Below are 21737 nucleotides of genomic sequence, written 5' to 3'. Positions count from 1 at the left end.
GTTTTCCATTGCATCCGCTCGACCACGCCGACTACAATGCCTGCTTCACTGGAATTCATCACCGAACAAACACCCCTGGGCGCCCACCTGATTGGTTCGGGGGCTACGTTTCGGGTTTGGGCACCCCGTGCCCTGGCCGTTCACGCCTGTGGCGATTTTAATAATTTTCAGCACGAAGACGACAGCCTGCTAACCGTTGATGAACGGGGCTACTGGCGCGGGTTTATTCCGGGTGTTCGCAACGGGCACCGGTATAAATTCTGGGTGGAGGGCCTGGGCAGCAAAGGCTGGAAACGCGACCCATTTGCGCGTGAACTCGCCAGTCCGTACCCCAGCGATTGCGTCATCCGCCAGTCCGATTTTCCCTGGCATCCCACCCTGTTCAAAACTCCCGCATTTTCCGACTGGATCATCTACCAGCTTCACGTGGGGGTATTCGATACGCCCAATTGGGAAACCCGCCGAAAAGGAGGGACGTTTCTGGATGTGGCGCTTAAGTTGCCGTATCTGTCGGCGCTGGGCGTAACGGCTTTGCAACTGTTGCCCATTCAGGAGTTTCAGTCTACCTTTAGCTTGGGCTACAACGGGACGGATTACTTTTCGCCCGAGACGAATTTTGCCATTGAAGACGCGCACCTGGCCGGGTACCTTTCCAGCATTAATCAGCTTCTGACCGATCAGGGTCAGCCGATCTATCACGAAAATGATCTGCGGGGCGAAATGAATCAGTTGAAGGCCCTGGTCGACCTGAGTCATTTATACGGCATCGCCGTGATGCTGGATGTGGTTTATAACCATGCCGGGGGCGGTTTTGGCGACGAAAGCATTTACTTCTTCGACCGCCAGCCGGGGCAGGACGACAGTCCGCCCCAATACCGCAATTCGCTTTATTTCACCGAAATCGGGCACGCCGGGGGCCAGGTTTTCGATTTTGGAAAAGCCCCGGTCCGGGAATTTCTGGTAGAGAACGCCAAATTTCTGCTGGATGAATACCGCATCGACGGGTTACGCTACGATCAGGTTAGCGTGATTGATCACGACGGCAGGCCCCACGGCTGGCCGTTTTGCCAGGAGTTGACCGACACGTTGCACCTTCACCGGCCCGGAGCGCTCCATCACGCCGAGTACTGGGGCGTTAATCCGTCGGTCGTGAAGCCTACAGCAGAGGGCGGGGCCGGATTTGATACCACCCTCACCGACGGCCTGCGGATTGCCATCCGGCGGGTGATTAGCCAGGCCAGCACTGGCAGCAACGGTCCGCTGCCGATGACAGCCCTGGGCGACAGTCTCTGGCCTACCGGCTTTCAGTTCTCGTATCAGTTTGTGCAGGGACCGGAAAACCACGACCTGGTCCTGCGTGACGGCGATAACTCCCGCGAACAACGTATTGCCCGCTTGAGCGATCCGGCCAACCCTCGGTCGCTGACGGGCCGTCGGCGGAGCCGGGTGGCTACGGGCTTGAGCCTGGTAGCTCCGGGCATTCCCATGCTGTTTATGGGGCAGGAGTTTCTGGAAGACAAACAGTGGTCTGACAACCTGGAATGGAAACCCGAACTTCGGCTGTTCTGGGCGGGGCTGGATGCGGGCGATCCGGCTATGCTCGATCACCTCCGCTTCTGCCAGGATCTAATTCAGTTACGACGGCAATTGCCCGGCCTACGCAGCGACGGACTGCGGGTCAGCCACAGCCACGACGGTAATCGGGTGCTGGTTATGCACCGCTGGATTCCCGGCGCGGGGCAGGACGTTGTGGTGGTGGCCAGTCTGGCCAACATACCTTATTATAATTACCGCATTGGTTTACCGGAGCCCGGGCAATGGCGCGAAGTTTTTAACAGCGATGCTTACGAAAACGGGTTTCCGAATCCGCAGACGGTGGGCAACGGAGGGCAGGTCTGGGCTGAAAAAAGCCCGGCCCACGGCTTTCTGAATTCGGCCGTTATAACCATGCCCGCCAACGGTTTTCTGGTGCTGATTCCCGAAAGCTAGCCGGGATTATAGCGCGTAAAATTCGTACGGCTTTATTTTTTCCGGGATTGGCGAATAACCCGTCATGGTTTTGAGGTTTATTTCAATGTTGCGGGCAATTGTCGTCATGGCCGTATCGGTTTCTTTGGTTTCGAACGGATTCTGAAGCTGGAGCGCGCTTTTCTCAATGAGCAGAAACCCGCTGGAAATCAGCGTCACCAGCGGCACATCGAGGTAGAAAAGATCTTCATCGAAACAAAATGGCAGAATGGCCGCAAAAAGATAGATAAACACGTGCATGTTGAACGTATAGGTGCGGGGAAACGGCGTGCTTTTGATCCGTTCGCAGCGCCCCATTGAATCCGTCAGATTGTTGAGGGTTGTGCTGATATGCACCATTTGGTAATCGGTCAGGTGGCCGTCCCGGTAAAGTTGCTGAACGGCTAAGCCATGATCGAGCAGCAGGCCATTCGGTTTGTTATCGAACGACAGGATGCGCTTAACCGTTTCGGGGGGCAGAAATTCGCGTAAGCGATCCTCCACGCTCTGTTCGCGCAGCGAGTCGCCCAGCACAAAACACCAGGCACATTGCCGCAGCATAAACGAATGAATAATGTTCTGGCGGTCGGGCAAATCGGGCAGGTACATCTGAATGAGCCGGATGAAACTGCGGCTGTCGTTGACGATGGCTCCCCAAACGGTGCGCGCTTCCCACCAGCGTTCATACGCCTGGTTGGTCCGAAACGCGAGCAGCAGCGAAATGCAGGTGCCCAGCAGCGTTGGAATCGCAATCGGGATGTTCATGTACCGCAGGTGAAAGAAGTGCTTGGCCAGAACGACGATATTGGCAAATAAGAGGATGAGTAAAACCTCCCGGCGAATCCGGCGAATTAAAAAGGTAAACGGAATCGGTTTTTCAAGCAGCATACGGTTTTGGATGGATAGACTCTCTACCAAAAGTAAAAGCCAGACGACGTTTCAAGTCACCTGGCTTTCTTGATCGCTTAATAAACGGTTAATTTTACAATCAGGTCCTTTCACAGTACCCCCGGTTATCAACGATTTACTTGACTATAAAACTTGCGCCGGAATCAAAATGTTTATGAAAAACAGAAATTTTTTTCGGAAATAAACGGCTGATTAAGAATTCTCTGATTTTCAGTTACCTATTATAGGGATAGCTCGAAAATAAGCTGGTGTTTGCATTGAATGCCGTTTTCCCAAATCGGGTCCGGATAATGTTGTAGAAAATAATTGTAGTGCACATCAGTAAGCTCAAAACCTTGCCGCTGATACAAGGCAATTTGCCCAATGCCGGAGTTTCCGGTTTTGATGACCAACCGCACCAAACCCTGCTGGCGGGCGTCCTCAATGACGTGCTGCAACAGGCTTTTGCCCAATCCTTGGCCCTGGTGAGCCGGTTCAACGGCAATGTTCATGATTTCTCCAGCTGGCCCGTTTACCTGCAGCAAACAAATGCCCACAATCTGATCAGCAAGGGTTAACTGATAAGCCAGACTACGGGGGCGATACATGTCAATGAGTTGCTGGTTTTCGTCGCCCAGCAACAGGAGGTGGTTCGGTAGCTGGTCGGGCTTCGCGCGGGTAATCAAGTAGTCCACGTTGTTGGAGTGTGATGACAACCGCAAGGTACCCGATAAATCGTTAGGGTGTTTTCGGATGTACTTCCGTTCGCCCGCCGTGACAAATCGGAACTTCCTGACCAGCCCGGTCGGTCCGGGTCGATGGATAAACACCCCGAGCGAGCAGCAACAGCCCCAGCGCCACCGTCAGAACCGGCATGAAAGCCGTAAACCGATGCCGGAAGGAGGTCGGGAAGAGGTTTGGAATAAACCGTACCAGCATCAACGCCGGAACCGTTCCCAGCCCGAATAAACCCATGTAGGCGGCTCCGTTTACCGCGCTGCCGGTGGTAACGGCTCCGGTCAGGGCCACGTACACAAAACCGCAGGGCAATAAACCGTTCAGCAACCCCAGTCCGGCAAACGCCTGTAGCGTGGGGCTTTGCAGAAACCGGCTCATGGGTCGGGTAATCCACTGCGCAGTGCGGCCGGTGGTTAAACCCGCAAATTTTCCCCGGCGGAACACCGTCCAGAGCACCAGAAAAAGGCCAGCGGCCACGGAGACGGATCGCTGAAATCCCGCCAGCAGCAAGCCCTGCCCGAGCGTGCCCGCCAGTGTGCCCAGACCCGCATACGCCGTCACGCGGCTCAGGTGGTACAGACCCACCGCCAGCACCCGCTGCGAACGCGGAAGCCGCCCGACGGGCAAGGCCATCGCCAGCGGTCCGCACATGCCAACGCAGTGCAGGCTACCGACTAAACCCGTCGTCAGGGCCGCGATGATCCAGACCGATGACATGGTTACGGAATGGTTAGGGCGTCTTCGCTGTAAAATTCCTGCCCGTTCTCGGACCAGTTCAGTTGAACCCGCCAGAAACCCTTGGCGAGGTTGGCGGTCGAAACGGTTTTTTGTCCCGACTGCAACTGAACAAGCCGGTCCTGCCGGCGGTCGGAAGGGCGGTAGAAGGTCAGTTTGCCATTCGTTAGCGTCTGATCGGCTCGGGTGATGTGGAGTTGTTGCTGCCCGGCGTCAAAACGAACCGCGGGCGACTGCACCAACTGCGCCGTGCGGGCAATCCGATTGATCTGCTGCTGATACGCCAGTTCGGTCTGGTAATAATCGTCGCGTACCAGATCGACGCGCTGGCGGCACATCAGGTAAACCATGCTGCCGATGAATCCGGCAAACACGATGTAAACGAGTATAATAACTTTGCCCCAGTTCATAGTATTCAATGATAGAATGTTAAAATGACTGAATGATAGAATAAAAGAAATGATCGAAAACCAGCAGTGTGATTTACTCATTCTAACATTCACTCATTATTTTACTGGTCCTAAAAAGGTGGTTTCGATCTGATCAACGATTTCATCACCTGCCAGTACGTCAATGCGGAGTGGCGTGCTGTTCCGATGGATGGACTTTTCCGGCAATTGAATAAAAAAGCTTCCTTTGATCAGCTCTCCGGCCGGAACCGACGCGATCGGCTGAATAAAATGCAGGTTGGCCCCGGGCTGCTGGACCCGCAACTGAACCGGCAGCGGCCGATACGTTTTGTTGATAATTTCGACCAGATAGAGATTTGAAACGGTGCCATCCGATTCGCGCTGAAACAACTGACCCGGCGCCCGCAGCACGGTTACATCCATCACCGGCCGACTGACCAGCAGAAACCCGATCAGGCCCAGCAACGCCAGCAGGACCCCACTATAGGCCATAATACGGCCTGAGAACCGAAACGGCTTGCCTTCTTCAATGCCAGCCTGCGAATCCAGCCGAATCAAACCCCGCGGTCGGTCAATCTTGTCCATGACATCGTCGCAGGCATCGATGCAGAGCGTACAGTTGATGCACTCCAACTGCGTCCCGTTGCGGATGTCGATGCCCATCGGACAAACCTGCACGCAGAGTTTGCAATCCACGCAATCACCGCGTTTGGAATGATGAGGTTTGAGTGAAGAGTGAAGAATTGGCTGCTCGGCGGTTGGCTCCGCTTTTCTAGAATGCGTCAGCCAACTTTTAACTTTTAATTCTTCACCGCCCGACGGCCCGGTCTTCACTTTTTTTCCCCTCGGTTCGCCCCGGATGTAATCGTAGGCGACGAGCAGGGAGTTTTTGTCGAGCAATACGCCTTGAAGCCGTCCGTAGGGGCAGATGGTCGTGCAGACGATTTCGCGTAGCCAGGCAAAAACGAGGTAGAAAACGCCCGTGAAAACCAGCATAGCGGTCAGCCCACCCAGGTGTTGGGATGGATTGTCGGTGATGAGCGTCAGCCACTGGTCGCGGCCGATCAGGTAAGCCAGAAAGGTGTTGCTGATGGCAAACGAAATCAGGAAAAAGACGCCGTGTTTCAAGCCCTTTTTAGCTATTTTCTCGGTCGTCCACGGTCCAGCGTCGAGTCGCTTGCGGGCGTTGTGATCACCTTCAATCCAGCCTTCGATTTTCCGGAAAACCATCTCCATAAAAATGGTTTGCGGACAGGCCCAGCCGCACCACACACGCCCGTAAACGACGGTGAACAGAGCGATGAATACGATAAAAGTGAGCAGACCGATGGCAACCAGGTAAAAATCCTGCGGCCAGAACAGGACGCCGAAGAAGATAAACCGCCGTTCGAGTACGTTGAACAGAAACAGCGGATGCCCATCGACCCACACAAACGGTCCGGCAAAGAGGGCCGCCAGTAAAACCACCGCCACGAAGGTCCGCCAGCGCGTAAACCGTCCCGAGGTGCTGCGCGGGTAGAGCCACCGCCGACCGCCCGAAGCGTCGGCGGTGGGGAGCTGGTCACGAAAGGTTTCCATTTTGGCGATGGTCGATTCCATAGTACTAGTCGTTTAAGGCCACGGCTTCGGTGGCCGCCACTTTCTCGCCCTGCGGTTCTTTGGCCCCGGCGGGGTTGGAGCCCTGCAGCGACAGGATGTAACTGGCGACTTGCTGGACCTGCAGCGGATTCAGTTGTTTCTTCCAGGAAAGCATTCCTTTTTCGGGAACACCCTCGTTGATGACGTGGAAAATCGCTTTAACATCACCGCCGTGCAGCCAGTAGGCGTCGGTCAGGTTCGGGCCGACTTTGCCCTCGGCGTTGGCACCGTGGCAGGCGACGCAGTTCTGCGCAAAGATGGACTTGCCCTCCGCGATGCCCTGGCCGTCTTTTAATTGCGTTACGGTATTTTCGTTGATGGACCCCGCCACCCGCTTGATGTATTCTTCGCGCTGTTGGGTAGCAATGGTCATTTCCTGGGTATATTCCTGCTCCATGATGTTGCCCGTGCCGATGACGTGAAAAACGAGGAGGTAGATTACCGCTACCCCAATGGAACCGTAAAACAGCCCCATGAACCAGGGCGGAGTCGGGTTATCCAGCTCGGTAATGCCGTCGTAGGCGTGTTCCATCACCAGGTCTTTCTCCTGACTCAGCGGGCGCAAACCCAGGATGCGCTGCCAGGTGGTGCGGGTGTCGACGGGTTTGGCAGCTGCCTCGGGCTCCAGTGCTTTTTTGAGAATGAACGCCAGATTCAGCGCCACCGCCAGCACCGCAATCAGGCCCGCCAGCAACACCATCGCCAGCGTGAGCAGAAACAATTCTTCGCCCGACGTGATGTTCCAAATGGAGGTAGCGGTGGGGGCCTGGGCCAGCAGCCCATTGGTCAATAAGAGGATCGAATGCATGGGAAATGACGGTTAATCGGTGGTCGATTCATCGAGCGGCATCTGGCTCATCTGGCGGACGTATTTTTTGTCAACCAGCACCAGATAAAGCCCAACCAGTAGGAAAAAGGCGAGGAAGGTGACAAACGAGCCAACCATGTAGAGGTCCGCGCCGGGAATTTTGGATATGAATTGCTTGAACATAGCTTTTGAGAGTTAAGAGTTAAGAATGATGAGTTAAGCCGCAGTATGTCAGCAACTCTTAACTCATCATTCTTAACTCATTTGGTTGCGGTTTCCATGTGCTTGATATCCGTACCGAGCCGCTGCAGGTAGGCAATCAGGGCGACGATTTCGCGGTCGGGGTTGACCTTGATGCCGTCTTTCGCCAGCCGCTCGCTGACCTCCTGCGCCTGCTTCTGCAGGTCTTCGTTGGCGGAACTGATCGTGGCATCGTCGTAGGGGACACCGACTTTTTCCAGCGCCTTCAGCTTGGCGGTTGTGGTCGAAATGTCGAGTTTCTGCTCCAGCAACCACGGGTAAGGCGGCATGATGGAACCGGGTGACATCGACTCGGGTTCGCGCATGTGGTGGTAGTGCCAGGAGTCGGGATACTTGCCCCCTTCGCGGTGCAGATCCGGACCGGTACGTTTGCTGCCCCACAGGAACGGGTGGTCGTAGACGAATTCGCCCGCTTTGGAGTAGTCGCCGTAGCGCTCGGTTTCGCTGCGGAACGGCCGGACCATCTGGCTGTGGCACCCCACGCACCCTTCGCGGATGTAAAGATCGCGGCCCTGCACTTCCAGCGGTGTGTACGGCTGCACGGCGGCAATCGTCGGCACGTTGGATTCTACCATGAACGTCGGCATCAATTCCACCAGCGAACCAATCAGAATGACCACGAGCGAGCCGAGCAGCAGCGGAATGGGTTTGCGTTCGAACCAGCGGTGCCAGTAGGTATCGTGGCCCGTCGGCGCGTAGGTTTTTGCCAGGGCCGGAGCTTCGGCGGCTTCGTTGGCAACCAGTTTCCCGGCAGCCATCGTTTTGAAAAGGTTATAGCCCATCAAAATTGCGCCGAGCAGGTAGAACGCGCCACCCAGCGCCCGCATCTGGTGCATGGGCAGCAGTTGTATCGTGGTTTCCAGGAAATTCGGGTATTTCAGGACGCCTTCGGGCGTAAATTCCTTCCACATCATGCCCTGCGTGAACCCCGAAATGTACATCGGAATGGCGTAGAACAGGATGCCCAGCGTGCCGAGCCAGAAGTGCGTTTTCAGCAGTTTCTGCGAATACAGCGGGGTGCGGTAGATGCGCGGAATCAGCCAGTAGAGGACGGCAAAGGTCAGAAAACCGTTCCAGCCCAGGGCGCCGACGTGGACGTGGGCCACGACCCAGTCGGTGAAGTGTCCGATGGCGTTCACGTTTTTGAGCGACAGCAACGGTCCCTCGAACGTCGCCATCCCGTAGGCCGTCACACCCACCACCATGAACTTCAGGATGGTATCTTCCCGGACTTTATCCCAGGCCCCGCGCAGGGTCAGCAGACCGTTGATCATCCCGCCCCACGATGGGGCAATGAGCATGATGGAAAATACCACGCCGAGCGACTGTGCCCAGTCGGGCAGCGACGAATACAAAAGGTGGTGCGGACCGGCCCAGATGTAGATGAAAATCAGGGCCCAGAAGTGCAGAATCGACAAGCGGTAGGAGTACACCGGGCGGTTGGCCATCTTGGGCAAAAAGTAGTACATCAGCCCCAGGAACGGCGTAGTCAGGAAGAACGCCACGGCATTGTGGCCGTACCACCACTGCACGAGCGCATCCTGCACCCCGGCGTAGACGTAATAACTTTTGAACAGACTGACCGGCATCTGGTACGAGTTGACGATGTGCAGCACGGCGACCGTCACGAACGTGGCGATGTAAAACCAGATGGCCACGTACAGGTGACGCTCCCGGCGTTTGATGATCGTACCAAACATATTAATCCCGAATACCACCCAGATCAGCGTAATGGCAATATCGATGGGCCACTCGAGTTCGGCGTATTCGTGGGAGGTTGTCAGGCCGAGCGGCAGCGTAATGGCAGCTGCCACAATAATGGCCTGCCAGCCCCAGAAGTGGATCTTGCTCAGCCAGTCGCTGAACATTCGGGCTTTGCAAAGCCGTTGCAGCGAGTAATAAACGCCCATAAAAATGGCGTTGCCGACAAAAGCGAAAATGACGGCGTTGGTGTGCAGGGGCCGAATCCGGCCGAAGGTGGTATACTGGTTGCCGAGGTTGGCCGACGGAGCGAACAACTGGCTGGCAACCAGCACACCGACCAGCATACCGACCACGCCCCAGATGATGGTGGCAATGGCGAAGTTGCGGACAATGCGGTTGTCGTACTCAAAATGCTCGACGACCGGGATGGCGTCGGGCTTTGGCCAGATGCGCTGGGGCGGGGTGGTGGTAGGTGGTTTTTGCGCGACATTCATAGTGGTAACAAAGGATTATGCAGGTGTATCGGTGGTCGTTGGTTCGCTGTCTTCGAGCAGAATCCGCATCGAGGGCGTATACAAATCGTCTTGCTGACCGCTGCGCATGGCCCACAGAAAAGCGCCGAAAAAGCCCAGAGCCAGCAGCAGACTAATGCCAATCATAAAGAAGATAATATTCATAGCCGTAAGCGTTTGCTGGCCCAAAATTGCCGGTATTCCGGGGGGAGACCTATGAGCTTAGTCAGTCGGTTAGCTGACAGAATGCAGAAATCAGAAGGCTATGACAAAACTCATCCGCCGGGCTGACAAGCGTTAGTAACGTGCTCAGCAAGAGGGGGTAGTTTTGACGCCAAATCCAATTTTCCATGATCATTCTCGCTTTCTTTCTTGGCCATTGGTACCTGTCGGTGCTGATGCAGACCCTTTTTCTCCACCGCTATGCTGCCCACCAGATGTTTACCATGAGCAAAGGCTGGGAAAAGGTTTTTTACGTGCTGACGTTCATCGGTCAGGGCTCGTCGTTTCTGAGTCCGCGCGCCTACGGCATCATGCACCGGCTGCACCACGCCTACGCTGATACGGAGGCCGACCCGCACTCGCCGAAGTATTCCGACAACATGATGGATATGATGTGGAAGACCCGGCAGTTTTACAACGACATTCTGAATAATCGCGACAGCATTCCGGCGAAGTTCAAAAAAGGCGTTCCTAACTGGCAGTGGATGGAACGGTTTGGGGATCGCTGGCTGGTGCGGCTGGCCTGGGGAACGGCTTATACCTTATTTTATATTCAGTTTGCTACCTCGCCCTGGCTGTTTCTGCTGTTGCCGGTGCATTACCTGATGGGGCCGGTGCACGGCGCGATCATCAACTGGTGCGCTCACCTGTATGGCTATACGAACTTCAAAGTAGCTGATACGGCCAAGAACCTGCTGCCGTTCGATTTTCTGATGATGGGGGAATCCTACCACAACAACCACCACAAATTCGGCGGTCGGCCCAACTTCGGCGGTTTTCGCTGGCACGAGTTTGACCCGGCTTATCCGCTGCTGCTGCTGCTCAATAAAGTGGGCGTGATCAGGCTGCGCTTCGGGCGCGACGAAGCGTATATGTGAGAAGCGTAAATTTCAATAGGTGAAGATGGCCACCAACACTTGACACACTTGGTGACAGGTTGCATCATCCAGATTCCCAATCCGTTTGACGAGCCTTGATTTATCTACCGAACGGGTCTGGTCCAGCGCCACCTGTCCATCCTGCCCGGCGAAATGGCAATTGACCCGGGTAGGATACCGTTTCTGCGTGCTGGTCATTGGGGACACCATAACCGTATTGAGCCGTTGATTGATTGTGTTGGGCGAGACGACCAGACAGGGCCGCGTTTTGGCAATTTCGCTGCCCTGGGTTGGGTCAAGTGAAACCAGCCAGACCTCAAATCGACCAATTACCATGTCCATTCCGTTTGGTCGAACTGGTTGGAAGTACCCTCAAACAAGTCGCCATCGGGTTGGTCACCGGACTGGATTGCTTCGTCGAAGGCGGCTTCCCAGCCATCTCGGGGGTGCCTTTTAACCGCCCGTAGAATTAACGCGCCTTCGGCTATTTCAATATCGACGGCTCCCTCGATACCAGCCTGTTGCAGAACGGTGCGGGGAAGAAGAATACCCTGCGAATTACCAAATTTACGAATCGTCTGCACCATACTGTTTATGTTGTCTTGTTATAACAAAGGTATAACAATTTTATGACGATTTGTTCGCTAGTAAACAGATTCCGGGTAAACGGCTTATCGATATTTTACCAAAACGCTGTAAATCATTTCGGAGAACACAACCGTCAGTTTAAACCGCAAATTCAGCAGTTAAGACAAAAAACGGTGCCAGAACGCAGGGTCAGTGGGTATTTTCGGCAGGTATTCACCCGATCAACCTGATGAAAAACTGGCTACTTCCGCTCTCTTTTCTGCTTTTTGCCTGCCATTGGATGGCCGCGAGTCCGCCCGTCGGGACGGTTTCCGGGATGGTAAAGGACCCTGCTGGGAAGCCCCTGGAATTTGTGACGTTGCTGCTGGTGAAAGCGGGCGACTCTACGCTGGTAAAAGGTGCCGTTAGCGACGATCAGGGCCAGTACACCGTCGAGTCGGTTCCGTCGGGTGCGTACCGGGTGGCGGCTTCGATGATGGGCCGTCAGAAAGTCTATTCCGAACCGTTTACCATTGGTACTGAGCATCGCAATCATCAGGTTTTGCCCCTGGTGGTTCAGGAGGAAGCCCGGCAACTGGACAAGGTGACGGTGAAAGCCCAAAAGCCGTTTATTGAGCAGCACCTCGATAAAACGGTCCTGAACGTGGAAAACAGCATCGTGGCCAGTGGCGGCACGGCGCTGGAAATCCTCGAAAAAGCACCCGGTGTGGTGGTCAATCTGCAATCAGAGCAGATCAGCCTGAAAGGACGCGAGAATGTGCTGGTGATGCTCGACGGCAAACCTACCTACCTGTCAACGGCCGAGGTGCTGGAACTCCTGCGGAACACGCCCAGCAATACCGTCGAAACCATTGAATTGATCACAAATCCGTCGGCGCGCTACGACGCAGCCGGTACGGCGGGTATTATCAACATCCGGCTGAAGCGCAACAAATCCGGTCAGCCGCTGAACGGGAACCTGACGGTTGGCGCGGGTTACGGTCGTTTTGCCAAATACAACGCGGCCCTGACGCTGAACGCCCGGCCGGGCAAGTGGAGTTTCTTCGGCAATTACGCCGTTGATCAGCGGAATTACTGGTCGATGGCCAAAATCGACCGCCGGTTGCCAACCACCACGCCACCTACCCTCATCCGGCAGGAAAATTACCGGCCCATCCAGAACACAAGCCACACCTACCGGCTGGGGGCCGATTACGCCTTCAGCAAACGGACTACCGTGGGGTTGCTGCTGAACGGCACGAAGGTCAACGGAACCTCGCAGGGTGGAACTACGAGTACCATTTATCCCGAAAATGGGCTGACTTCATCGCAGCGGACGCAGAACGACAACCGGCGGGACATCAGCCGACTGGCCGCCAACGTCAACTTCCGGCACCAGTTTGACTCCACCCGCCGGGGCGGCAAAGGCCGTGCGTTAACCGTCGATGTCGATTATTCTGACGCGCGATTTCATCCCGACGAACTGTTTGAAACCCGTTACCTCAACGCCCGGCAAACAGAAACCGGCCCGCGGTCGTTTCAGCGGCTGAACCTGGTATCGGACGCGTTGATCCGGGCGGCCAAAGCTGATTACGTGCATCCGTTCGATGCCCGGACAACGCTGGAAGCGGGTTGGAAAAGCAGTTACGTGACGCTCAACAACGACTTGCGGGTTGAAACCAAACTGGCCGAAGCCGGGCAAACCGTTCCGTGGCAACTGGATACGGGCCGGACCAATCAGTTTGAATACCGGGAAAGCATTCACGCGGGTTATGTATCGGGCCGCCGGATCTGGACGGGCTGGACGCTGCAGGTGGGTCTGCGGCTGGAACAAACCCAGACCGATGCGCATTCGTTGACGGCCAGCCGCACGGTTTCGCGCTCCTACCTCAACCTGTTTCCCAGCGTTGCCCTGACCCGGAACGTGGGGGAAAACCACGCGTTTCAATATTCGTTCAGCCGCCGGATCGACCGGCCAAATTACCAGTACCTCAACCCGTTTATCCGGGTGTTTGACCCGTATACGTACCAGCAGGGGAACCCGTACCTGAAACCGCAGTTCACCGACGCTTTTCAGATTGGGTACAGCTACCGGGAGGAAACGACCATAAGCCTGAGCTACAACCGGACCCGCAACGTGGTGGCCGACATCAACGAGCAAAACGACCAGACCGGGGTGACCCGGATTACGTTTACCAACCTGGCCCGGCAGACCAACATCAGCCTGAACCTGAGCGCCCCACTGCGGTTTTCCCGCGGGTGGTCGTCGCGCAATTCGGCGAGCCTTTTCCGCGATGCCTACCGGGCCGACGTGGGAGGGACGCCCCTCAACTACCGCCAGGTATCGGCCAACCTCAACAGCAACCACACGTTTACGATGGGGCACGGCCTGACGGCCGAACTGACCGCTTCGTACAGCTCGCCCTACGTCTACAGCCAGAACCGCATGAAGTCGTTCGGGCAGGTGAGCATCGGGGTTCAGAAGACACTCTGGCAGAAAAAAGCCGTGCTCCGTTTCAACTGGAACGACTTGTTGCAGACCCAGCGGTTTTACGGCACGGTTCAGTTCCAGAACATGGATTTTCGCTTTGCCACCTACACCGAAACCCGCGTGGCCCGGCTGACGTTTACCTATAATTTTGGCAACCAGAAGCTGAAAGGCGCGGGCAACCGCCGGACGGTTTCGGACGAAGAACAACGCCGGATGAATTAATGCAGACGGCAGTAAACCGAATAGGTATGGAAGCTGTGGAAGATCACAAAAAAGAACGCCGTTAGCATGAAAATCCAGCGGTTAAACGGCAGGCTGAAATAAAATGAGTCGCCGATGAGCCCGATGCCGATGAGCCAGAATAAAGGCGTATAAGCCGGGGCCATAAACCCCGGCAGACTTGTACTCCAGAGACTATGAGGGAAGTAAATGAGGGCCAGCCAGGAGAAAAAATAAAGGACCAGCCCCGCCAGGTACAAATAATAGCCGCTTTCCTGTGACCGGCGCGAGAAGCTCAGCGGCATCAAACCCGCTAACGCGAAAACCAGGATGCGCGAGCCATTTTCGCCGTAGGTCAGCCAGGCCGGAATGTCCTTCCAGAAGCACTCGGCCCGAAAGGCGGTCGGTAGTTGATTCGCCAAAAGGACATTCCAGATAATGACCGGGATCAGCAGCAAAAAGCAATTTTGAAACTGACTTTCAATTGCTTTTGCTTTCATGCGTTTTCAATTTTCTTCCACCGCATTCCGATGGTTGCAATCAGCAGCATCGTGGCCGAACTGACTGGCATCAGGATGGCGGCTACAATCGGTGACAAATCACCCGTCAGGGCGTAGGTCAAGCCGATGAAATTGTACAACAGCGATACCACAAAGCTAAACCGGATCACACGCATCCCAAACCGGGTATAGCGTAGCAAATTCGGTAATAACCGCAGGGACGTTGCTTCCAGAATGGCGTCGCTGGCCGGGGTAAACTGGATGGTGTCGTCGGTCACGGCAATGCCCACATCGGCCTGTTTCAGCGCCCCGGCATCGTTCAAGCCGTCGCCAATCATCAGGACGCGGTGGCCCTGGCGCTGCAACTGCTGCACCCTGTCGAGTTTTTGCTGCGGCTGGCAGTTAAACGTCATGTTTTCGGGCGTAAACCAGCGGGTTAGCTCCTGGCGGGCTGCATCGTTATCCCCCGACAGCAGATACAGGTGGTGGGTGGCGTTAAGGTCCGTCAGCATGGCGTCCAGGCCGGTGCGGTATTGGTTCGGGAAGCGGAAACAGCCCCGGTAATTCTGCTCCACCGAAACGTGGACACGCGCCCCATCAGCGTCCGTTTCAGTCGGCTCGGAACCGGCTTGCGGATTGACAAAAGCGCGGGAGCCAATTTTAACGTCCCAGCCATCGACAAGGCCGCGTAAGCCGTGGCCCGGTGTTTCCGTAAAATTGCTGACCGTCAACGGTGGTGCCGCTGTCAGATAAGCCGCCAGCTTCCGGCTGAGGGGGTGGGCCGATTGCCGCACCAGCGACGCCACCAGCGACCGTTCGAAGCCGGTTAGGACGGGTGCAAAATCTTCCACGACTCCCGTACGGTCTACTTCGCTCTGGATTGCCGTCAGCGTGCCGGTTTTGTCGAAAACAAGGGTGTCGCACTTCGCCATTTGCTCAATCACCTCCGCGTTTTTGAGGTACAATTTGCGCTGGCTCAGTTTCCGGAGGCCGTTGCCCAGCGCAAAGGGGTAGGAGAGCGAAAGGGCGCAGGGGCAGGCAATGATCAAGACCGCCGTAAACGCGTTGATGGCCCGCGCCGGGTCCTGATGGAGATACCAGTATACCGCAACCAGCGTTGCCAGTGCGATAACCGTCAGCGTAAAGTAGTTGCCGACCGCATCGGCGAATGTCCGCATGCGTGAAGTATCCGGCTTGCGGAAAGCGTCGTTGTTCCAGAGTTGGGTCAGGTAGCTTTGCGACACATCACGCACCACTTCCAGTTCGATGGCTTCACCGATTTGCTTGCCGCCCGCGTAGAGCAGTGAACCCGGTTTCTGCGCTTCCGGCTCCGATTCGCCCGTAACGAAACTGTAATCAATCAGGGCGTGCCCTTTATACAGCAAGCCATCGGCGGGAATCAGCTCGTGGTTGCGAACCCGGATGCGGTCTCCTTTCCGGACCTGGGCTACGGGAACGGCGGTTTCGCCCTCCGGCTTGAGCACGGTTACGGCCAGCGGGAAATACGATTTGTAATCCCGTTCGAACGACAGAAATTCGTGGGTGCGTTGCTGAAACCATTTGCCGCACAACAGGAAGAACGTCAGGCCGGTCAGGGAGTCGAAATAGCCCGCGCCGTTGAGAAACAGCACTTCGTAAGAGCCCCGGAAAAAAGCCACCAGAATACCCAGCAGAATGGGCAGATCGATGTTAATCATTCCCTTCTTCAGACTCGCCCAGACCGATACGAAATAGTCCGAAGCCGAGTAGAACACCACCGGAATGGCGAGCAGCATATTCAGAATGCCGAAATGATTCTTGTAGGCCGGGTCGTCGAGACCGAGGTACTCGGGAAAACTCAGCAGCATGATGTTGCCCGAACAAAAACCCGCCAGCGCCAGCCGGTACAGCAGCGGCCGGTACGACGGTTTTTGCCCTTCCTTGACCACGTCGTTGAGGCTAATCAGCGGCTCATAACCGATGGAAGCCAGCAGTTCAACCACCTGCCGGAGCGTGAGCTGGTCGGGTTGGTAGCTGATGTGAACCTGTTTTTTAAGAAAATCGACCCGCGACTGCTGAATACCGGGATGGATGCGGTACAAATGTTCGAGCAGCCACAAACACGAGCTGCAGTGAATCGTCGGCACGTAAAACGTCACCCGGGCCGCCGTGGCGCTGGAAAATTCCAGCAGTTGAGCAATAACATCCGGTAAATCCAGGAATTCCAGCCGGTTTTTAGGCGCCTTGTTTGATTGCAGATTAACACCCGGCCGACCGCCTTCTTCGAGCGAATAATACTGGCAAAGCTGGTTGTGTTGCAGGATGCTGTAGACCGTCTGGCACCCTTCGCAGCAAAACGGTTTTTCGTCGTACCGGATTTCGTGCCCGGTGCAGTCGTTGCCGCAGTGGTAGCAGCTTGTGGATGAAATTGTCGCCGTACGCATACCCATAAAATTTGGGGCAAATTGGACACGGGCGCGTTCAGAAATGCTGACGACCATCAGCGGACTACATGAGAGAAATCAGCGTATAGAAAGCGTCCGTTAGCCAATTTTGTGAGGGCCAAGGGTGGAACGTCCGGAGTCGGGCAGCCGGCTACGGATTTTACCACCCAACATCTTCTCAAATCACATGCAGTCTTTGATTCAAAAATACAACGTTCCGGGGCCACGCTACACCAGTTACCCGACGGTGCCGTTCTGGGACGAAGCGACTTTCAACGAAGCCGCCTGGGTGAGTCATTTACAACGGGCCGTTTCCGTCACCAACAGCACCACCGGTTTGAGTCTCTACATCCACCTGCCGTACTGCGAAAGTTTGTGTACGTTTTGCGGCTGCAACAAGCGCATTACCCGCAATCACGGCGTCGAAATACCGTACATTGACGCGGTGCTGGCCGAATGGAAGCTGTATTGTGACGTGCTGCCGGAGCGGCCCCGCATCGCTGAACTGCACCTGGGGGGCGGAACACCGAGCTTCTTTGCCCCCGAACAGCTTCGGGGGCTGCTGGCCGGTATTTTCGAGCGGGCCACGCCCACCGAATCGCCCGATTACGGCTGGGAAGGCCACCCGAACAACACCACCCGCGAGCACCTGCAGGTGCTGTATGACTACGGTTTTCGGCGGGTGAGTTTCGGCGTGCAGGATTACGACCCGACGGTCCAGCGGGCCATTCACCGGCTTCAACCGTTTGAAAATGTGCAGCAGGTAACCTACTGGGCGCAGGAAATTGGCTACACTTCTATCAGCCACGATATCGTCTTCGGCCTGCCGTTTCAGACGCCGGAGTCGATTACCGACACCTTCCATAAAACCCTGACGCTGTGGCCCGACCGAATTGCATTCTATTCCTACGCCCACGTTCCCTGGATTAAAGGCAACGGCCAGCGCGGTTTTCAGGATGCGGATTTGCCGACGGGCGACCAGAAACGACTGCTTTACGAAACCGGACGGAATTTGCTGGAAGGGGCGGGGTACGTCGAAATTGGCATGGACCATTTTGCGCTGCCGCACGATACCCTTTATAAAGCGCTGCAGAACGGTACACTGCACCGGAACTTTATGGGTTACACCACCACCCAGACGCGCGTGCTGATTGGTCTCGGGGCCTCGTCCATTGGTGATGTGTGGTCGGCGTTTGCCCAGAACGAAAAAGAACTGGATGCCTACCTGAACCGGGTGCAGGCGGGGGAATTGCCGCTGCTGCGCGGCCACGTGCTCGATGATCGGGATCAGTTTCTGCGTCGGCAGATTCTGAACATCATGTGCCAGGGTAAAACCCGCTGGCCGGTCGAGCGCTGGTCGGAGAGCGAGTGGGCCGAACTGAGCGCCCGGCTGGAAACGTTCCAGCTCGATGGCCTGCTTAAATACGACGCCAGCGGGTTGCGGGTTTATCCCGAAGGACGGCTCTTTCTGCGCAACATCTGCATGGCGTTTGATGCCCGGCTGAACCGCGCTCAGCCCCAGACGCGGCTGTTTTCCCAGACGGTTTGAGTGGTTTTTCGGGCCCTCTGCAACTTTTCATCCCGTAATGTAGTCTTAGAGGTATACTCAACGCTTGCGGGATGAAAAATTTGCTACTTCTACTTCTTTTGCCCTTCCTTTCCCTTTCCTGTCAGGACGAACCGACCTGCGAGAAAACCGACGACGAGGCCACGGGCATCATCATTAGCGTACTGTCCAACCGCGTTGCCAATGATCCGGTCGCTGGCGATCTGGGTAGGGAGGGGATCCGGATTTCGACCCCGGAAGACTACCAGCGGCTTTTTGTGGGTTGCTGCAACGGGCACCTGGGTGCGGTCAATTTTAACGAGAGCGACGTGCTGGGCCTTTCGACCGTCAACCGGGGATGCAGCAGCAGTTACCAGCGGAATGTCCGGCGCGACGACGCGACCAAACGGATCATTTACACCGTGACGGAATTGTACTGCAAAAAGTGTTCACCCGTGGATGGACAGGGAAATTTTGTCATCATTCCCAAAGTGCCGGAGGGGTATACGGTGGAGTACGTCAGAAAACAATAAGGACGGAAAAGCGGCTGTTGGGGCTTTATTCAGCACTTTCAAACAACTCCACGTTGGTCACCGCCCATTCGCCTGCAATCATGGGCATACCGCGCAGCACGCCACGGCTGTTCGTGCAGATCAGGTATAAATCGCCGGCTTGAAAGATGGCCACGATGGTTTCGCCCGAGGTTTCCGACGGTTTGCCCACGGTTTCGGTCAGGCTAAATCCGTTGTCGTCGAACGTGATGGAATAAATGCGCTGGTCGGTAGTTTCGTACCGGTGTTTTTGCATGGATTTCCGCAGAATACCGTACACCTTTTCGGCTTCTTCCGGATTTTTCGTCGCGGGAACAAAAAATTTCATGGGTATTTAAATGGGTTTAACCCACATCAAGGTGCTGCGATCCTGATCGACGAAGCCGAGGGATTCATACAGCTGCTTGGCGCGGGTGTTGTATTTTTCGGTTTGCAATAAAATTGTCGATACGCCCAGGTGGTCTGCCAACTGCTGAATCCCTTGCAGGACCCGCCGGCCCCGGCCCGCTCCCCGGTGCGCTTCCTCCACAAACAGCTCGTCCACCAGGGCGGTTCGGCCCCCAAACTCAAACGCAAAGCCGTAGGTCAGGGCCACGTAGCCCACCGGCTGCCCGTCGTGCGTAATCAGCCAGAGCGAACCCAGTGCCGGATTTTCTAGCATAGAACGAATCAGGTTTTGCCGGAGTACCGGGTCAAACCGGTAGCCGAAATGACGGCAAAAGGTTTCCATCATGCGCAGTAACGCATCGGCATCGGCGCTGGTTTCAACCGGCCGGATGAGATCGGAAGCGGGTGGGTTGGTCTCCAAGGGAATCGATAGTGGGCGTTAAAATACGGCAAAGTTTAAAAAACTCCCTTTTTTTCTTGACTCTCCCCTTACGTCATAGCCTACATTTACGGCGTCAAGCTTAGTAAGAAGGTGATTATGAGAACGTACTCGGTTAAAAAACTGGCGAGTCTGGCCGGGGTAAGCGTGCGCACGCTGCACCACTACGACCGCCTGGGTCTGCTTAAACCTTCCATTCGCACGGAGGCCCGGTACCGGCTGTACGGCGAAAAAGAGCTCATCCGACTGCAGCAGATTCTCTTTTACAAGGAACTGGATTTTCCGTTGCTGGAAATCCGGCGGGTGCTGGAAGACCCCCATTTTGATCTGGTGACGGCTCTTCAGAGTCATAAGACCGCGCTGCGCGAGCGCCGGGACCGACTCACCACCTTGCTGGGCACGATTGACAAAACCATTTCAAAACTAACAGGAGAACAAACCATGTTAACGGACGAAGAAATGTATGCCGGATTCCCGAAAGAACAAGCGGAAGCCTACCGGCAGGAAGCCGTTGCGAAATACGGCGAAAAGGTGGTGGAAGAATCGGAGAACAAACTCCGCCACCTGGGCAAAGCCGAATTTGCTCAGGTAAAAGCCGAGGGCGAGGAAATTGCCCGGACGCTGGCCGGGCTGATGCACAACGACCCCGCCGACCCGGCCGTTCAGCAGCAGGTGGCCCGGCATTATGCTTTTATCAGGAAAATGTGGGGGCCGTCGGTGGGCAACGGCGATACGCTGGCGGCCTACCGGGGCCTGGCCCAACTGTACGTCGACGATCTGCGCTACACCAGCCAGAACGGCCAGACCCATCCTGAATACGCCCATTTCCTGAACAAAGCCATGATTTACTTCGTGGATTCGCAGAAGGCGTAGCAGGAGTCGGGCAGGGGAAAACGGCGTAGAGTCGTGTCCTCTGCCTTTTTACGGCTTATCAAAGAACTGCCGCATGAACTGCAACTGGTAGGGCAGGGCGTTGTTCCAGTAGGGCCAGTTGTGGGCACCGGGGCGGGTAATGTAGTCGTGGGCGACGTTCATATCCAGCATTTTCTGGTGCAGGTTGTTGTTGACACGGAAGAAAAAATCCTCCGTGCCGCAGTCAATAATCAGCGCCAGCGAACCCGGAGTAAGCAGGTGGAGCAGGTTGATGACGGTATTCTGCTCCCAGCGGTCGGGATGCTGGGCGTACGGACCAAGTTTTTTGGCCATATCCCAGTTGTTGGGAAAAGGCCGGATATCAACGCCCCCGCTCATGCTCCCGGCGGCTCCGAACACATCCTGGTGCTTGAAGGCCAGGTACAGCGCCCCGTGTCCGCCCATACTCAAGCCCGTAATGGCCCGTCCTTTGCGGTTTTTAACGGTTTTGTAATGACTGTCTACCCAGTTCACCAGTTCCGTTGCCACGTAGGTTTCGTAGTTGGAGGTCGGGTCGGCGGGGCTGTCGAAATACCAGCTGGAGAAATTACCGTCCGGACAGACAATGATCGTCTGGAAGGTGTCGGCGGCTTTGTGAACGGCGGGGGCTTTCTTTACCCAATCCGCGTAATTGCCGCTGTAACCGTGCAGCAGATACACCACCGGAAATTCCTGGCCGTTCGTGTACGAATCCGGCGTCAGCACCACGGCTTTGATGGTTTTCTTCATCGACGGGCTGTACGTTTGAACGGTGTCAATCTTGGCGGCCCAGGCCATCTGGCAAAAGGAAAGGAGAAGAATGGTAACGCGTACGATGCGGTTTGCTGGCATGGTATTGGTTCAGAAAAGGGGAGTGCGACGTTGGGTATAGGGTTTCGGGAACAGGGTGCAAAATAAAACC

Annotated in this window: 22 protein-coding genes; 6 read left to right on the top strand and 16 right to left on the bottom strand. The window is 55.7% G+C overall.

Annotated elements, in window-relative coordinates:
* Nucleotides 1-36 precede the first annotated feature (36 nt).
* On the top strand, nt 37-1989 hold the full coding sequence (locus OQ371_RS01225) for an alpha amylase C-terminal domain-containing protein (protein WP_265991829.1): 1953 nt from the start codon (nt 37-39) through the stop codon (nt 1987-1989).
* A 6-nt stretch (nt 1990-1995) separates the two neighbouring features.
* Here OQ371_RS01225 and OQ371_RS01220 read toward each other — a convergent pair whose 3' ends face one another.
* The 9 genes from OQ371_RS01220 to ccoS all read right to left on the bottom strand — a co-directional run bounded on the left by OQ371_RS01220 (nt 1996) and on the right by ccoS (nt 9866).
* Nucleotides 1996-2895 (bottom strand): bestrophin family protein, encoded by a 900-nt coding sequence (locus OQ371_RS01220; RefSeq protein ID WP_265991827.1) that lies wholly within the window; start codon nt 2893-2895, stop codon nt 1996-1998.
* 242 nt (nt 2896-3137) lie between these two features.
* Complete coding sequence (locus OQ371_RS01215; RefSeq protein ID WP_265991826.1) at nt 3138-3590, bottom strand: GNAT family N-acetyltransferase; 453 nt, start codon at nt 3588-3590, stop codon at nt 3138-3140.
* A 43-nt stretch (nt 3591-3633) separates the two neighbouring features.
* Complete coding sequence (locus OQ371_RS01210; protein ID WP_265991824.1) at nt 3634-4350, bottom strand: sulfite exporter TauE/SafE family protein; 717 nt, start codon at nt 4348-4350, stop codon at nt 3634-3636.
* 2 nt (nt 4351-4352) lie between these two features.
* Nucleotides 4353-4778: a FixH family protein gene (locus OQ371_RS01205; protein ID WP_265991822.1), complete on the bottom strand. Its 426-nt coding sequence runs from the start codon at nt 4776-4778 to the stop codon at nt 4353-4355.
* 96 nt (nt 4779-4874) lie between these two features.
* Nucleotides 4875-6377, bottom strand: a complete 1503-nt coding sequence (locus OQ371_RS01200) for a 4Fe-4S dicluster domain-containing protein (protein WP_265991820.1) — start codon at nt 6375-6377, stop codon at nt 4875-4877.
* 4 nt (nt 6378-6381) lie between these two features.
* The gene (locus tag OQ371_RS01195) at nt 6382-7224 is read right to left on the bottom strand and encodes a cbb3-type cytochrome c oxidase N-terminal domain-containing protein (protein WP_265991818.1); all 843 of its coding nucleotides are present in this window, start codon (nt 7222-7224) and stop codon (nt 6382-6384) included.
* Nucleotides 7225-7236: 12 nt separating this feature from the next.
* Nucleotides 7237-7407 (bottom strand): hypothetical protein, encoded by a 171-nt coding sequence (locus tag OQ371_RS01190; RefSeq protein WP_265991816.1) that lies wholly within the window; start codon nt 7405-7407, stop codon nt 7237-7239.
* Between the two features lie 77 nt (nt 7408-7484).
* Nucleotides 7485-9683 (bottom strand): cytochrome-c oxidase, cbb3-type subunit I, encoded by a 2199-nt coding sequence (gene ccoN, locus OQ371_RS01185; protein ID WP_265991814.1) that lies wholly within the window; start codon nt 9681-9683, stop codon nt 7485-7487.
* A gap of 15 nt (nt 9684-9698) precedes the next feature.
* Nucleotides 9699-9866, bottom strand: coding sequence for a cbb3-type cytochrome oxidase assembly protein CcoS (ccoS, locus tag OQ371_RS01180; RefSeq protein ID WP_265991812.1), 168 nt, complete (start codon nt 9864-9866; stop codon nt 9699-9701).
* A 185-nt stretch (nt 9867-10051) separates the two neighbouring features.
* Here ccoS and OQ371_RS01175 point away from each other — a divergent pair, with 185 nt between their 5' ends.
* Nucleotides 10052-10801 (top strand): acyl-CoA desaturase, encoded by a 750-nt coding sequence (locus OQ371_RS01175; RefSeq protein WP_265991810.1) that lies wholly within the window; start codon nt 10052-10054, stop codon nt 10799-10801.
* 12 nt (nt 10802-10813) lie between these two features.
* Here OQ371_RS01175 and OQ371_RS01170 read toward each other — a convergent pair whose 3' ends face one another.
* Together OQ371_RS01170 and OQ371_RS01165 are read right to left on the bottom strand one after the other, a co-directional pair.
* Nucleotides 10814-11143 carry a type II toxin-antitoxin system PemK/MazF family toxin gene (locus tag OQ371_RS01170; RefSeq protein WP_265991808.1) on the bottom strand — a complete coding sequence of 110 codons (330 nt, stop codon included), beginning with the start codon at nt 11141-11143 and terminating at the stop codon, nt 10814-10816.
* Complete coding sequence (locus OQ371_RS01165; RefSeq protein WP_265991806.1) at nt 11131-11388, bottom strand: AbrB/MazE/SpoVT family DNA-binding domain-containing protein; 258 nt, start codon at nt 11386-11388, stop codon at nt 11131-11133. Before OQ371_RS01165 ends, OQ371_RS01170 begins: the two co-directional genes overlap by 13 nt.
* A 230-nt stretch (nt 11389-11618) precedes the next feature.
* Here OQ371_RS01165 and OQ371_RS01160 point away from each other — a divergent pair, with 230 nt between their 5' ends.
* Nucleotides 11619-14081, top strand: a complete 2463-nt coding sequence (locus tag OQ371_RS01160) for an outer membrane beta-barrel protein (RefSeq protein ID WP_265991805.1) — start codon at nt 11619-11621, stop codon at nt 14079-14081.
* Here the strand turns inward: OQ371_RS01160 and OQ371_RS01155 are convergent.
* Together OQ371_RS01155 and OQ371_RS01150 are read right to left on the bottom strand one after the other, a co-directional pair.
* The gene (locus tag OQ371_RS01155; RefSeq protein WP_265991804.1) at nt 14078-14578 is read right to left on the bottom strand and encodes a hypothetical protein; all 501 of its coding nucleotides are present in this window, start codon (nt 14576-14578) and stop codon (nt 14078-14080) included. The genes OQ371_RS01160 and OQ371_RS01155 overlap by 4 nt on opposite strands.
* On the bottom strand, nt 14575-17001 hold the full coding sequence (locus OQ371_RS01150; protein ID WP_265991802.1) for a heavy metal translocating P-type ATPase: 2427 nt from the start codon (nt 16999-17001) through the stop codon (nt 14575-14577). Before OQ371_RS01150 ends, OQ371_RS01155 begins: the two co-directional genes overlap by 4 nt.
* Before the next feature lie 187 nt (nt 17002-17188).
* Here OQ371_RS01150 and hemN point away from each other — a divergent pair, with 187 nt between their 5' ends.
* Entirely contained in the window at nt 17189-18550 is a 1362-nt protein-coding gene (gene hemN / locus OQ371_RS01145; protein WP_265991801.1) for an oxygen-independent coproporphyrinogen III oxidase, read from the top strand.
* Nucleotides 18551-18621: 71 nt separating this feature from the next.
* Nucleotides 18622-19080, top strand: a complete 459-nt coding sequence (locus OQ371_RS01140) for a hypothetical protein (protein ID WP_265991800.1) — start codon at nt 18622-18624, stop codon at nt 19078-19080.
* 25 nt (nt 19081-19105) lie between these two features.
* Here OQ371_RS01140 and OQ371_RS01135 read toward each other — a convergent pair whose 3' ends face one another.
* Complete coding sequence (locus tag OQ371_RS01135) at nt 19106-19426, bottom strand: hypothetical protein (RefSeq protein ID WP_265991798.1); 321 nt, start codon at nt 19424-19426, stop codon at nt 19106-19108.
* Nucleotides 19427-19432: 6 nt separating this feature from the next.
* Nucleotides 19433-19906, bottom strand: a complete 474-nt coding sequence (locus tag OQ371_RS01130; RefSeq protein ID WP_265991796.1) for a GNAT family N-acetyltransferase — start codon at nt 19904-19906, stop codon at nt 19433-19435.
* A 117-nt stretch (nt 19907-20023) separates the two neighbouring features.
* Here OQ371_RS01130 and OQ371_RS01125 point away from each other — a divergent pair, with 117 nt between their 5' ends.
* A complete protein-coding gene (locus OQ371_RS01125) occupies nt 20024-20797 on the top strand; it encodes a MerR family transcriptional regulator (RefSeq protein ID WP_265991795.1) in 774 nt (257 codons plus the stop codon).
* 48 nt (nt 20798-20845) lie between these two features.
* On the opposite strand, the gene OQ371_RS01120 is transcribed toward OQ371_RS01125, so the two are convergent.
* Complete coding sequence (locus OQ371_RS01120) at nt 20846-21667, bottom strand: alpha/beta hydrolase (RefSeq protein ID WP_374761432.1); 822 nt, start codon at nt 21665-21667, stop codon at nt 20846-20848.
* Nucleotides 21668-21737: the final 70 nt, after the last annotated feature.

Origin of the sequence: Larkinella insperata (genome assembly GCF_026248825.1) — a bacterium.
Classification (GTDB): domain Bacteria; phylum Bacteroidota; class Bacteroidia; order Cytophagales; family Spirosomataceae; genus Larkinella; species Larkinella insperata.
The sequence above is the reverse complement of the archived record's forward strand: the minus strand, read 5'-3'. Positions and strand labels throughout refer to the sequence as shown.